General features: G+C 58.9%; 11 protein-coding genes. 8 read left to right on the plus strand and 3 right to left on the minus strand.

Features of this window, described 5'->3' with window-relative positions; translation table 11 throughout:
- Nucleotides 1-2 precede the first annotated feature (2 nt).
- The 7 genes from B8783_RS17435 to B8783_RS17465 all read left to right on the plus strand — a co-directional run bounded on the left by B8783_RS17435 (nucleotide 3) and on the right by B8783_RS17465 (nucleotide 8,949).
- Nucleotides 3-1,364, plus strand: a complete 1,362-nt coding sequence (locus tag B8783_RS17435) for an MFS transporter (protein WP_084421570.1) — start codon at nucleotides 3-5, stop codon at nucleotides 1,362-1,364.
- 420 nt (nucleotides 1,365-1,784) lie between these two features.
- Nucleotides 1,785-2,927, plus strand: a complete 1,143-nt coding sequence (locus tag B8783_RS17440) for a serine hydrolase domain-containing protein (RefSeq protein ID WP_169711843.1) — start codon at nucleotides 1,785-1,787, stop codon at nucleotides 2,925-2,927.
- A 248-nt stretch (nucleotides 2,928-3,175) separates the two neighbouring features.
- Nucleotides 3,176-5,317, plus strand: a complete 2,142-nt coding sequence (locus B8783_RS17445; protein WP_169711844.1) for a TonB-dependent receptor — start codon at nucleotides 3,176-3,178, stop codon at nucleotides 5,315-5,317.
- Nucleotides 5,318-5,323: 6 nt separating this feature from the next.
- On the plus strand, nucleotides 5,324-6,364 hold the full coding sequence (locus B8783_RS17450; RefSeq protein ID WP_233355854.1) for a DUF1611 domain-containing protein: 1,041 nt from the start codon (nucleotides 5,324-5,326) through the stop codon (nucleotides 6,362-6,364).
- A complete protein-coding gene (locus B8783_RS17455; protein WP_084421575.1) occupies nucleotides 6,361-7,344 on the plus strand; it encodes a dipeptide epimerase in 984 nt (327 codons plus the stop codon). The genes B8783_RS17450 and B8783_RS17455 overlap by 4 nt, the downstream gene beginning before the upstream one ends.
- A gap of 3 nt (nucleotides 7,345-7,347) precedes the next feature.
- Nucleotides 7,348-8,121 (plus strand): SDR family NAD(P)-dependent oxidoreductase, encoded by a 774-nt coding sequence (locus B8783_RS17460; RefSeq protein ID WP_084421577.1) that lies wholly within the window; start codon nucleotides 7,348-7,350, stop codon nucleotides 8,119-8,121.
- A gap of 57 nt (nucleotides 8,122-8,178) precedes the next feature.
- The gene (locus B8783_RS17465) at nucleotides 8,179-8,949 is read left to right on the plus strand and encodes a TetR/AcrR family transcriptional regulator (RefSeq protein ID WP_084421579.1); all 771 of its coding nucleotides are present in this window, start codon (nucleotides 8,179-8,181) and stop codon (nucleotides 8,947-8,949) included.
- On the opposite strand, the gene B8783_RS17470 is transcribed toward B8783_RS17465, so the two are convergent.
- From B8783_RS17470 to B8783_RS17480, 3 genes are read right to left on the minus strand one after another with little or no spacing between them, the layout of a single operon-like run.
- Nucleotides 8,946-9,746 carry a phytanoyl-CoA dioxygenase family protein gene (locus B8783_RS17470; RefSeq protein ID WP_084421581.1) on the minus strand — a complete coding sequence of 267 codons (801 nt, stop codon included), beginning with the start codon at nucleotides 9,744-9,746 and terminating at the stop codon, nucleotides 8,946-8,948. The genes B8783_RS17465 and B8783_RS17470 overlap by 4 nt on opposite strands.
- A 12-nt stretch (nucleotides 9,747-9,758) precedes the next feature.
- The gene (locus B8783_RS17475) at nucleotides 9,759-11,159 is read right to left on the minus strand and encodes a serine hydrolase domain-containing protein (RefSeq protein WP_084421583.1); all 1,401 of its coding nucleotides are present in this window, start codon (nucleotides 11,157-11,159) and stop codon (nucleotides 9,759-9,761) included.
- A gap of 23 nt (nucleotides 11,160-11,182) precedes the next feature.
- Nucleotides 11,183-12,343 carry a DmpA family aminopeptidase gene (locus B8783_RS17480; RefSeq protein ID WP_084421585.1) on the minus strand — a complete coding sequence of 387 codons (1,161 nt, stop codon included), beginning with the start codon at nucleotides 12,341-12,343 and terminating at the stop codon, nucleotides 11,183-11,185.
- Nucleotides 12,344-12,506: 163 nt separating this feature from the next.
- On the opposite strand from B8783_RS17480, the gene B8783_RS17485 reads away from it, so the two are divergent.
- Entirely contained in the window at nucleotides 12,507-13,985 is a 1,479-nt protein-coding gene (locus B8783_RS17485) for a M81 family metallopeptidase (protein WP_084421587.1), read from the plus strand.
- The last annotated feature ends 70 nt before the right edge of the window (nucleotides 13,986-14,055 follow it).

A 14,055-nucleotide genomic window follows, 5' to 3' on the forward strand; every position in this document is an offset into this window, starting at 1 on the left:
ATATGGATACGACGCCCGCCGAAACGCACTCAACGGTCGCTCCGGCCAAACCTCAGAGAAGTCTGACGACGGGCGTCTATCCGTGGATCGTTGTCGCTATCCTTTTCACCGGGTACAGCTTTAGTGCGATTGATGCACGTGTGCTGACGCTGATGGTCGAGCCGATCCAGCGAGACCTTGGGCTTTCGGATTTCGAAATCAGCCTGTTGCAGGGCTTTGCCTTTGCGATCATGTTCTCAATCGCGTCGCTTCCGATTGGACGCTTCATCGACAGGACCGGTAGGCGGTCCCTGCTCATTGTTTGGGGTGTTCTTTTCTGGTCTCTGATGACGGCCGCATGCGGATTTGCAAGTGGCTTCATCGGTCTCTTCATCGCGCGCGTTGGGGTTGGTGTTGGCGAGGCGACACTGAGCCCAACCGCGTATTCCCTCATCAGCGACTATTTTGATCGCCGACGTCGAGCGCTCGCGATCAGCTTCTATGCCATTGGTTATCCGATCGGCGGCGGGCTCGCGCTGCTGATCGGCGGAGGTCTGCTCACCATCTTCACCCGGTGGGGCGGCGTCGACATTCCGGTTCTCGGTCATTTCAGCCCGTGGCAGGCAGTATTCCTTTGCGTCGCGGCTCCAGGTGTCCTGATTGCCGGCCTCATGTTGCTTATCCGCGAACCGCCGCGCCGAGAGGTGTCGACCGCCATGTCGCGGCAAGTCTCAATGCGCGAGGCGCTCAGCTATGTCTGGGAGAACAAGGTTTTGTACGGCTCGCTGATCGGAACGGTGGGCGTGCTTGCCCTTCTGGCAATCGGGACCAGCCTATGGTTTCCGACCTTTCTCATCCGGACCTATGGAATGACGCCTGGGCAAGTCGGGCTTTCATACGGCTTGGTCATGCTGAGCTGCGGCGCTGTCGGCACGTTGTTTGGCGGCTGGATGTCCGGGCGGCTGATGCAATCGGGTCGAACCGATGCAAACATGCTGGTCGTGCTGGCGGCGACGCTTCTGAAAGGTGCCCCGTTGATCGCCGCCCCGCTCATGCCGTCGGCGTTTTGGGCCCTGACTCTGATGGCGATCGGCACTCTCATCGGCCAGGCATCGCAAGGCGTCATGATGGCAGCCATTCAGGATGTCACTCCCAATCAGCTGCGTGGGCAGATTACGGCGGTGACGATCCTGGTCGTCAATCTCGTTGGGACAGGCCTCGGAGCAACGGTAATTGCAGCCGTGACCGACTTCGGTTTCGGTGACCAGTCGGCGCTTCGCTACTCGATTGCGCTTACCGGCGCGGTGGCTCTGCCCGTGATTGTCGGCCTCATCCTTGTATCGATCCCGCACTACCGTCGGGCGATTGCCAAGCTCGGCTCGTAGATGGTTGAGACCGAGACGCGAAGCTGGCGATCATCTTCAATGCTCGGCGCCGGTGGCCGACTTCAAATTTATATCGCAGCCCTGAGCAACGGTCTGGCCCCGATCGGCTGAAACTTATTCTGTGTTTTGAAAACTGCCAGCGGCCCCAATTCGCTCGTCGCGACTAATTCTGGCGCACCAGTGCGCTTTATCTCGGTGCGAATGACTTGAAATGAGTGAATCATCTCGTGTTTCGGTGGCACAGCTTGTGGCCGATTGAGGTGTAGGGCAAGCATCCTTAAAAAAGAAATTGAACTCATATTCAGTTTATGAGAGTGTATGCATCGGTTAAATTTTCTTTTTGGCGCTAGGGGCCTGCTGCTGCCGGGCATGCAAGGTAGCCCGGGTTCGGCCGGATGGATAATCTACAGGAGTGGTGCCTTGAAAGGCTTATGTCTCTCGATAATCATGCTGCCGCTCGGCCCGGTTTTGTCGCTGCCGTGCGCGGCGGCAAGCCCTGACTGGATCGATCAGTCCGTCCAATCCTTCGCAGACGCAGTTGGAACGCCGGGACTTTCTCTCACAATCATGGAGCATGGAGAGATCGCTTGGGAAGGTGCGCAGGGATATGCGGATCTTGAACAGATGACGCCAATGACACCGCAGAGCCTCATGCGGATCGGGTCTATCTCTAAAACAATAACAGCCGTGACGACGCTACAAATCGCTTCGGCTGGTCTCGTCGATCTGGATGCGACAGTCAGCGACTATCTGCCCGGTTTTGCGGGGCCGGCTCGTATGAGTACGCTTCGGCAACTGGCATCTCATACCGCATGTGTGCGGGGCTATGACTCACCGGAAGAAGAGATTTCCCTAACGCATTATGCCAGTATGAAAGAGGCGCTGGTTCGCTTTTCTGATGATGATCTGATTTGCGCGCCGGGCGATGCTTTCAACTACTCAAGCTACGGTTACACCTTGCTGGCGGCTGGGCTTGCCGAGGCGTCCGGTCTGTCCTTTGGTGAGCTGATAAGCGCGCAGGTTCTCGATCCGCTGGGGCTGGATAGCGTGGCGCTTGATGATGCTGTGCGGGTCATTCCGGGCCGCGCCGCTTTTTATGTGGAGTCCGAGGACGGCGAACTCGAGAACGCGCCATTCAATGACTATAGCTACAAGTATGCTGGTGCTGGCATGCTGGCTTCGACTCGCGATCTTGCAAAGTTTGGCGCGGCTTTGGTTGGGGAGGGGGGCCTCGCTCCGGACGCTGAAAAGGCGATGACCTCACCGGCCAGGCTCAATAGCGGGGTGTTCACCGACTATGGCCTGGGCCTGTATGTCAGTCTGCCGGATTTCCTGGAGGCGAGAAAGGCATACCTTCCCGAGGCGTTGTATGAGCAGTTGATGCATCAGGTGTCCGGTCGTCCGATTTACTGGCATACTGGAACGAGCGAGGGTGCCGTGTCGGTGCTGATGATTGAGCCGGACTCCCAGCGCGTGCTCGCACTGTCCATAAACAAAGGCGGTCTGGAGAAAGAGGTTTTGATCTTTGCGATTGGTCTGATGGACGAACTCAGGGGAGACTGAGGCCGTTTTCTGGGCGCTGTGATCATTCAGGTGGTGCTCATTTAAGCAAAATCAGAAAAAGAGTTGCTTAAAATATGAAAATGATCTCAAATTTAGTATAGTGCAATTATGGTCTGGTGGGAGCGGTCCGAATCTTCGGGGCGACGTTTGGCGGGGCAGGACCCAACACCAGAATTTTGGTGCAGGAAGGATTTTAGGACGCAATGACACATTCAAGTCTTCACAAGTTTTTGACTCTGGCACTCTTCATGAGCGGCTCCGTGTGGACGGAAGCGCAGGCGCAGCAGGCGCAACAAGCGTCGGACGAGACCGAGGCGACCTATTATGATGTCGTCACGGTAACCGCCCGCCGGCGCGAAGAGGCCATTCAGGATACGCCGTTGGCCGTAACGGCTTTTGGGGCAGACCTATTGGACGCGGCCGCACTGGATGAGATTGGCGATCTTGTTTCGCTGAGCCCGAATGTGACTTTCGAACCCGGCGGAGATTTCGTCAGTTCCAACATCGCCATCCGGGGTGTGAGCCGCGAACGCTCCACTGAGGAGCCGGGCGTCGGTATCTATCGCGACGGCGTCTATGTTGGCGGTCCTGTCACAACGCTCTCAGATCTCTATGACCTTGAACAGGTCGAAATTCTTCGTGGGCCTCAGGCGGGGCTTTACGGTCGCAACGCGGTCGGCGGGGCCGTGAACATCGTTACGGCTCGTCCGGTCTTTGAAAATACGGCGAAGATTGATCTGCGCGCAGAAAGATATGACCGTCAGGAATTCGTGGGCATGGGCAATTACGCCTTTTCCGACCGACTTGCCGGGCGCCTGAGCGTCAAGCTGGTGAACCAGGATGACGGCTTTACGCGTAACGCTTTTCTCGACCAAGAGCTGGAAGCTCGCGAGAACCTCTCGGCGCGCGGGCGTCTGCTCTGGCAACCGAGTGAGAACACCGACCTGCTGCTTACGGCGGCCTATCGCAAGGATGAAGGGCAAACGCCGGGTGTCTACCGAACTGGCGACGATCCGGAGAAACTCGCCTACGATACCGAAACGCCATATAATTCAGAGGAATGGCAGCTCTATTCGGAATTTAATACCGCGCTAGGCGCGGGGACGCTGACGAATGTCCTCAGCTACCGGACAGTCGATGTCTTTCAGCAGGACGATACCGACTTTTCCAGCGCCTATCTGCAAACTTCAACGCGCGATATCGAGCTTGAGACGCTCTTCGCCGAGCTGCGCTATGCGTCCGCTCAGGACCAGGCGTTTCGTTACCTTGTCGGCGCAACGATGATACGTGAGGAAGCTTTATTCGACACAAATTTCCTGATTTCGGTCGGCGTGCCGGGCCTCGGATCATTCTTCGGACCTGACAATGGCGGCCTGACGGGCGACAATCTGGATAGTGTCCTGTTTGACCTCGATAATGATCAGGAGCTGATGTCATACGCGGCCTTTGCGGAGCTGTCCTATGATCTGACCGATCGGCTGACCCTTGATGCGAGTTTGCGGTATACGCGTGATGAGCGTGACGTTGACTTTGAGCAGGCGACGCCCGGCTGCACGGCCTGTATCGCTATCGTCGGGCGCTCGCTCGATTATGGCGTGACCTCCGACCCCGTCTTCGAGAACTGGTCGCCGGCCGGCACGTTGAGCTATGACGTCTCTGACGATGTCATGGTCTATGCGACGGTCTCGACCGGCTTCAAGGCCGGTGGAATTAATGAAGGGGCCAGCCAGCCGAAATACCTGCCGTTCGATAGTGAGACTTCACTGAGCTACGAAGCCGGGTTGAAAGCGTCTCTGGGGGATCGTGCGCAGTTGTCCCTGGCGGCGTTTTCGCAGAAGCGAAAAGATGCGCTGATCTCCGTGGACGAATCTGTAATCGACCCGACATTCCCGGCCGGAGTGAACGGTCTCGGCATCAATGCTGGTGAAATCCAGACTGCGGGGCTCGAGGGTGAGCTGTCCGCGCAGCCCATAGACGGGCTACGCCTCAATGCGGCCTATGGTTATCTTGATGCGACCTATGATGAGTTCGTGGTGCCTCTCTCGGGCGGCGGTGTCGTCGACTATTCGGGCAATCAGGTGCCACGCAGCTTCCGCCAGAGCGTCAGCCTTGACGCGCTCTACACGGCGCCGCTGACCGATCTGGCCGACCTGTTCCTCTATGGTAGCTACAGCAATTCCTGGGACGGCTATCAGGATAATGCGAACCAGATCGAGTCAGAGCATCCGGAGATCATCAATCTGAAGGTCGGTCTCGAAGGGGAGAGTTGGCGAGTGACGACTTATGTCAACAATATCGGCGATACGCGCTATATCAACTATCAGATTGGTAGCTTCATACAGCGCGCTCCTGGCCGCACGTTCGGTGTGCGCCTTGAGCAATCCTTCTGATCCAGCATGAAGGATGAAGACCTGACAATGACCGGCCCCGTCCCGCCCTATCTCGTCTTCCTCGGCGACGAGCATCGCTTGCTGCTCGCAAAGACCGGGGTTGGAATTGCCCAGTGGGCGCCGGAGCGATGCATCGGTCAATACCGACTTTCCAGGCAAGCAATCCATCTCGGCCTACAGGATCTGTCTCCTGAGGAGGCTGTTGCGAAGGGCGCCAAGTCGTTGGTTATAGGTGTCGCAGGAATCGGCGGTGCGATTCCGCCAGCCTGGCGGGCGGTGCTTCACGAGGCGCTTGAAGCCGGTCTGGATATCGTTGCCGGCATGCATGAGCGCCTGCATGATGACGCTGAACTGGCCGAGCGGGCGAGCAAGCTGGGGCGGCGTCTTGTGGATCTGCGTGACCCGCCGGCCGATCTATCGGTCGGTACGGGCAAGCCGCGTAGCGGTCGCCGTGTGTTGACCGTCGGGACAGATTGCGCCGTCGGAAAGAAGTTCACGGCGCTGGCTGTCTGGCGCGAACTGCGGGCGCGCGGCGAGGCGGCCGATTTCTGTGCCACAGGGCAAACGGGGGTGCTGATCTCGGGCAAAGGGTTTGCCATTGATAGTGTCGTCAGCGACTTCATATCCGGTGCTGCTGAGCGTCTCGCCCCGGCGAACGATCCCGCGCATTGGGACGTGATTGAGGGGCAGGGCTCGATCTTTCATCCGGCCTATGCGGGTGTCTCTCTTGGCCTTCTGCATGGCAGCCAGCCTGAAGCCATCATCCTTTGTCATGAAGCCGGACGCGAAAGGCTCGGCTATTTCGAGGACTTCCCAACACCGCCCCTTGATCTGGCAATTGCCCGCCATCTTGAGGCCGCGCGTCTGACCAGTCCGGATGTGCGGTGCGCGGGCATCAGCCTCAATACGAAGTCATTGGCTGAAGGCGAAGCGCTGGCGCTTTGCAAGACGTTGTCGGCTGAACTCCATCTGCCGGTCACCGATCCTATTCGAATGGGGGCAGGTCCGCTGGTTGACCGCCTGTTATCAATCCCGCCCAAGCCATGAGCGAGACGATCGAGATTTCGGTGACTGAAGCGTCCTGGCCGCTCAGGACCCCTTTGCGTTTTGCCTTTGCTGAGCTCAATTCAATTAATGTCCTTACGGTCGAGCTGAGGCAAGAAGACCATCGAGGCCGCGGTGAGGGCATTGGCGTTTTCTTTCGCGGCGACAGTCCCGAAAAAGGTATTCAGGAACTGCGGGCCTATAAGGGTGGTTTCGCGACCATGGAGGAGGCTGTAGCAGCCTGCGCCGGATTGCGATCCTTCGCGGCCCGGAATGCGCTCGATTGTGCAATCTGGGATCTTCGGTGCAAGCGTGATGGTGTTCGGATTCTCGATCAGATTGGAGCGCCGGGCGGACCAGTTGAAACGTTCCAGACCATCAGCCTCGATAGCCCCGAGGTCATGGCGGATGCCGCGGCGGAGATTGCCGGGCCACGCCTGAAGCTCAAGGTCGATGCGGCTCGAATTGTTGAGCAGGTTCAGGCCGTTCGGGCGGTACGTCCGGACGCCATGTTGCTCGCCGATGCCAATCAAGATCTCGATCTGGCACGGCTTGTCGAGGTTGCGTCTCTGCTTGCAGAGGCCGGGCTTGTCCTGCTTGAGCAGCCATTGCCTGCCGGAGGCGATAGCGCGCTTGCGGAGTATCGGTCACCCGTCCCGCTGTGCGCAGACGAAAGCTGTTTCACGGCGGAAGATGTGCCGGGCCTTGTCGGCCTGTATGACGCTGTAAACATCAAGCTCGACAAAGCGGGCGGGCTGACAGGCGGGCTCGCCCTTCTCAGGACGGCGCGCAAGCATGGTCTGAAAACACTTGTGGGTTGCATGGCAGGAAGCTCGCTCTCCATGGCGCCCGGTCTGGCTCTGGCGAGCCTTTGTGACTTTGCCGATCTGGACGGTCCGCTCCTTTTGTCGACGGACCTGTCGAATGGCGTTGAGTATAAAAGCGGCGTGGCCTTGCCAGCGCCCGAGAGCTTCTGGGGGTAAGGCATGAAAGATGGCATGACGGGGCAGACAGCCCTGATCACAGGCGGTGCAAGAGGGATCGGTTTTGCGATCGCGCAAGGTCTGGCGAAAAGAGGTGTGCGCCTGGTTCTTGCAGATCTCGACGTCCGCCAGCTTGAAGCGGCGCAGGCCACCCTTGCTGAGATGGGCGCCGAGGTCACCTGTGTCGAGGTGAATGTGGCTAACAGTGCCGCTTGCGACAGAGCGGTCGAAACTGCCGTGTCAGAAGGCAATGGACGCCTGGATATCCTGGTTCACTCTGCGGGCATTGGGCTGGAGCGGCTATTTTTGGAAACCACGGATGAAGAATGGTCGCGAATGCTCGATGTTGACCTGTCCGGGGCTTTTTATTGTTGCCGCGCCGCCGGCCGCGTCATGCAGGCGCAAGGCTATGGCCGCATCGTCAACATAGCTTCCACGGCGGGTGTCGCTGGCGGCACCGGGCGTGCGGCCTATGGCGCGGCCAAGGGCGGCGTCATAATGCTGACCCGTGTGCTCGCCGTGGAGCTTGCGACATCCGGTGTGACCGTCAATGCCCTGGCGCCGGGCGCTATTGAGACCGACCTCGTCGCACAAATGCATAGCGAGACAACCCGCCAGGTTTATCGGCGGGCAATTCCGGCGGACCGCTATGGCACCCCGGATGAGGTGGCCGCGGCCGCAATATTCCTGACTACGCCTGAAGCGGCCTACGTCAACGGTCATGTCCTTGCGGTCGATGGAGGCTTTCTGGCGGCTGGAGTCCTACACAAGGATTGAAGCCGCTCCGGTGGAATTCGGTTGTCGATAAGGGGCGGATGCGGCTATACGAAGTTTATGAATGTCGCTTCAGTTCCTGACACTGCGTCCCGCGTCGAGCCGTCCAGCTTTGTTGATGCGCTAGCCCTTCGACTCGAGGAAAATCCACCGAAGCGAAAAGGTGAGCGAACCCGCGAACGTATCAAGCTCGCAACGGCAAGGATGCTGGAGCGTCTAGGTTATCATGCGATGCGGGTGCTGGACATTACGCAGGAAGCGGGTGTCGCGGATGGCTCGTTCTATGTCTACTTCAAGGACAAGAGCGAAGCTGCTCTGGCGGTGCTTTCCGAATTCGTCGAGTTCATCCCGCCCGGTGCCACCGTCGGCAATACCAGCCGTTCAGCGTTTGATACGATCCGTGAAACCAATTGCCGTTTCATCCGTCTGTCCCGGGCGAATGCGGGCCTTATGCGATGCATGCTACAGGTGGTCGATGAGCATCCGGACTATTCCGCGCTTGTGCAGGATGTGAACTTGAACTGGTATACTCGCGTGTCCCGCAGTGTGATCCGCCACTATCCCGAAGGTGCGGTGGATGAGGATTCGATGCTCTTGGTGGCCTACGCTCTCGGCTCCATGATGGATGAGATCGTCCGCAGGCTGGTCATCTATCCTGATCAGAATCTCATCCGACTGACCGACAAGATCGTGCCGACAGACAAGGCGCTGGCCGATGCGCTGAGCGTTCTCTGGTTCAGGACACTTTATCCCGGCAGCGAGATTCCGAAGGGCCTGCGCGGCGCGGCGTCCAAGATCGCTCAGCTAAGCAATGAAAAGCCCATGACCTAAGCCGCGCCTGCCCGCCAGACGGTGGGGTAGAGCGCTCCGGAATAGGGGGCCCCATCGGCAAGGTCCGGCTTCGTCGTCGGGATCGCGACTTCACCTTTGGGCACTGTGTATCGAGCATCGTCGCCCAGCCATCTTGTCGACAAAACCCGCCTGCGCCCGGCCTTCGGGTTGGCGGGTGCGCCATGTACGAGCATCGCCTGAAAGATGAGGCAGTCGCCCGGTTCGACATCCCAACTGAGGATATCGTAATTATCCCGCGCGGCTTCGATATCTGGCAGTTCCGGAAGGCCGGTGCCATCATAGGGACTGCCGTCTGCAAAGTGAGCCGGATTGTAGGCTTGTCCCCAATTGTGGCTACCGGCAACGAATTCGAGGGCCACGTCTTTCGGGACAGAATCCACGGGAAGCCAGATTGAGCAGACCTGGCGACCGCTGACAGCCCAGTAAGGCTGATCCTGGTGCCAGGGCGTGCGTTGCTGGGTCCCTGGTTCCTTGACCAGCATCTGGTCGTAGAAAAAGGTCGACGTCGATGAGCCCATGATGAGGCCTGCCAGCTTGCCGGCAGGGGACTTCAGGATGAAGTCGCGAAAGCTCTCCTGGCGGGTCCACATGTCGAGGTCACCGAAGAAGCGTTCAGCGCCGGCCGGGCCATAGCGCTCGGCGTCTGGTCCGGGATGCCTGAGCGCTTCATCGATGGCACGCTCGACCAGATCCAGCCATGGCCGGTCGAAGATCCCACGCAGGATGCAAACACCATCGCGATCATAGTCCTCGCGGGCCTGTTCGATATTGGTCATGATGAGGAGCCCTCAGTTTGTTTTGTAGAAAGAAAACAAGCCGCCGACATAGTCGACCATGACGCGGGTTGGTGTGTCGTCTTCACCGGGAATAAAGGTGAAGGTCATCTCGTCGTCATGGGCGGCGTAAAAATGCAGACCGTCGAGGCGGACAAGTGGGATTGCCGGATCATCCGAGGCGGTTCCGCCAAGCTTCATTGCCAGCCCGTCCTCCTGATCGAGGATGCCAATCCGGTCGATGCCGATCCGCATGCGGCCGATATCGTAGTCTCCGGCAAGCATGGCTCTTTGCGACTGTGTCAGGGGTTCGCTGGACGGCTCGCCCCGCGGCGCGTCGAAGACCAGACGGGCGATCTTCTGTTCCAGGCCAACGGGCGAAGGCGATACGTTGCGTGAATTCGCTAGCACGATGATCGAGACATCGTCATCGGGATAGAAAGCCATATAGCCCGAGAAGCCATCGATGTCGCCGGCATGGGCAATCTTGCGATGGCCTTCCCAGTTGCGGATGATCAGGGCGCCAAGGGCGTAGGGGTTGGCCTCGCCATCGGGAAATTCGCGCAATTCATAAAGCGTGTTTCGGACATCATCGCCCAGCAGGTTTTGCCGGTGCACCGCGTCTAGATAGGCTTGCAGGTCCTGAACGGTAGAGGCCAGGGCGCCGGCTGAGAAGGGTACGCTGGGATCGAGAATCGGCGCGTTCTGGTACCCGTCTTCGCTGAGAACATAACCACCGGCACGGTGCGGAATGATCGTTTGCGGACGGTTGTAATATGTCCGGTCGAGGCCGAGCGGCGCAAATATGGTTTCTTCGAGATAAGTATCGTACGGCTTGCCAGTGACGTTTTCCACGATCACGCCGAGCAGGAAGATACCGGAATTAGAATAGCTGAAATTTGTTCCCGGCTCGAACATAAGCGGCGCTGCTTCAAACATGTCGCGTATTTCCCGTTGCGTGAATGCCTTTCGCGTCCCTTGCGGAAATTCGGGCTGCGCATTGTAGTTCAGGATACCTGCAGTGTGATTCATCAGCGTCCAGACGGGCGCGTCGCCTGCAGGGCCGTCATAGTCCGGGATGTACGTGCTGATAGGGGCGTTGAGGTCGATCTTGCCTTCCGCGACGAGTGTGGCGACGGCGATGGCCGTGAATGACTTCGTAATCGATCCGATCGCAAAAACCGTGTCCGGAGTCGCCGCCACATCCTGTTCTAAATCGGCCGTGCCGACCGCGCCCTCATACAGGATCTGGTCGCCTTTTCGAACGGATACGGCGAGCGCCGGATAGGGGGCTGCTTCCTGGCTCTGGCTGACAAGGTCTGCGATCGCATCGGTCGGTGGCGTGACGGGTTGAGCGACAGCGCAGCCGACGAGGCTGAGCGCGAGCGCGGCGGTCTTGATAGTGCGGACAAGCATGAAAGCGGTCTCCGGTGAAGTGTTTAGTTTGCGTTGGATTGCAGTAGGGCGCGCACGCGCTCTTCCGGCAGTTCGTAGACGTGCCCGCCGCGGCCCCCTTGCATGTCCTCGGCGGCAACCAGAGCATTGATGATCGCCTCTTCCGTGGCGTCGACGACCGCTGTGAACATTGGATCGAGGGCTTCGTTCGGAATGCTGGTATATGTGAGGGGCCCGTCGCCACCGAGCGTGACCTTGTTGCTTGTAGAGAAGGCCAGGAAAATGTCGCCCGACAGGCTGTCGCCCTGTCCGCCAGTGCGCCCCATGCCGATGGCGGCCCGACGCGCCAGTCGCTTAAGCTGGCTGGGGAGAAGAGGAGCATCGGTTGCGATCAGGATGATGATCGAGCCGTCACGTTCGGTGTCTGCCTTGGGGGCACGCTGTGGCTGGAGGTCGGTGATCATCTTGCCGATGTCCACGCCGTCGATCACTAGCTGGTCGCGGGCGCCGTGATTGGCCTGAACGAGGACGCCGACTGTAAATTCCATACCGGGACCATAGCTCGCGACCCTTGAAGCGGTGCCGATGCCGCCCTTGAAGTAATATGCGACCATGCCGGTGCCGCCTCCCACAGACCCTTCCTCGACAGGGCCGGTACGGGCATCATTGAGTGCCTTGATGACATCGGCTGGTGTCAGGGGAAACGACCAGGCGTCGTTGAGCCCACCATCATATGTTTCGCCAACGACGGGCAGGACACGCGAAAACTTCACGTCATCATTTCCGGCGAAGTGCTCTTTTGTCCATTGCAGGACGCCGTCCCGGGCGGCGCCGACGCCCAGCGTTCCTGTCAGGGTGACGGGTCCGAAGAAGGCGCCGAATTCTTCAATGAAGTGGGTTCCTGTGAGTTCGCCAGTGCCATTGAAGGCAAAGTACCCAGCGGCCACCCCTTCGGTTGCGTCCTTGCCAAGTGGGAAGACGACCGTTGCGCCCGTACGGGCGTTGCCTTCATTCAAGGTGACGTGGCCGACTTCGACGCCGGCCACGTCGGTTATCGCATTCAGGCTGCCCGGTGTGCCATCGAAAGTGATGCCAATGTCGCGTGCGCGCTCGGCGCTGCTTTGGCAGGCCGCCGTTCCGGCGAGGGCGAGCGCTCCAAGAATGCTCGTCAGGGTCAGTCTGGTGAGTGAAAAGCCTGGTCGCATGGTCGTTCCTTGTTGGTTGCGTGCGTTCGAACCGGTTGCGGGACGGCCGGCTCAACAAACGCACCCTGCCCTAAAAAGGGGGTTGAGCAATGTCTTGAGAGGAAATAAATGAAATTGAATTCAATATCAATAATTTTATGTCGGCCTGTCTGGGGAAGTGAGCATGCGCGTTTTCATCGGTGGTATCCGGACAGAGACCAATACGTTCGTGGCTCGACCAACAGGCGACCGCGACTTTCAGGATGGTGACGTCACGCGGGCAGATGCTGTCCACGTCGATCCGGGGCTGCACCCCGGCTATGCGGGCTTCCTGGCCATGGCCCAGGAGAGGGGGGATGATCTGGCGCGCGGCATCATTGCCTATGCGGTGCCGGGGGGTGCGGTAGAGCAGTCAGTCTATGCGGACCTGAAAGAGACCCTGCTGCGAGATCTGAGGCGGGCGCTGCCGGTCGATATGGTGTTGCTCGACCTGCATGGTGCGATGGTCGCCGAGGAGACGATAGACTGCGAAGGCGATCTCATTGAGGCTGTGCGAGCAATTGTCGGCAACGATACCGTCATAGGGGTGCTCATCGATCCACATGCTGTTCTGAGCCAGAAGATGATCACATCCAGCGATTTGCTCCATGCCTATAAGGAGTATCCTCATACCGATGTCATGGAGCGGGCCGGCGAGCTTTACGGCATGGGCGCAAACATGGTGGCGACGGGGCAGCGGCCGGTCTGCCGTGTTGCAGAGCTCGGATTGATTGGCGGGTTTCCGACCGTCAGTGAGCCCATGGCCGGGTTCGTCCGCTGGATGAAAGAGGCTGAATCCCGACCGGGCATTGTGTCTGTGTCCCTTATCCAAAGCTTTCCGTGGAGCGACAGCCCTGATGCGGGTGCAAAAATGCTTGTCTATACTGACAATGAAAGACTTTTAGGGGATGTGGCAAAAGAGGGCGCCGAACGATTCCGTGCGATCTTCGAGCAGGCCGTTATTTCGACCATGCCCGTCTCCGATGCTGTTGAGACCGTAGTAAAGAATCCGGAAAAGAGGTTCATCCTTGCTGACGTTTCCGACAATCCCGGTGGGGGCGCGAGTGGAGATGCAACGCATTTGCTGCAGGCCCTGATTGACGCAAATGTGCGCGGAATTGGCCTTGCTCTTCTGAATGATCCTAAATCCCTCGTGATGGCGCAAGAACTTGGTCTGGGTGCGCAGGGCCCATTTTCGCTGGGCGGTAAGCTGTCCCCGTTTTCTGGTGCGCCTGTGGAAGGGACCTTCCGTGTAGCAGCATTGTCGGATGGGGATGGCAAGGATGGACAGGGCGCGGTTGGCGGGCCGTCGTCGGGTCCGCTGGCGCTGCTTGAGGCCAACTTTGGCGTGATCGTTGTCGGCGGCGAGCGCCGGCAGGCTCTGTCGCCATCCCTGTTTTCGGTGCTCGGCGTTGATCCGCGAAAGCTCAGGGTTCTGGTCATCAAATCCTCGGCGCACTTCCGTGCGGCCTTTGCGGATTTCGACAATCAGATTCTGGAGGTCGGTTCTCCAGCGGAAATGAATCCGGATCTGCCAAGTCTGCCTTTCCGGCGCATACGCCGCCCGCTCTGGCCTTTCGATCCGTTGCCGCCGATTATCATTCGAGCACCGGAAGCGCTGTAAGCCCGATAACTTGTCAGCAACCCGCCTTTTCGCACCGTCGTCATAAAAAAGTTGAACATGACCTCAAAAT

This window comes from Henriciella litoralis, assembly GCF_002088935.1.
Lineage (GTDB): Bacteria > Pseudomonadota > Alphaproteobacteria > Caulobacterales > Hyphomonadaceae > Henriciella > Henriciella litoralis.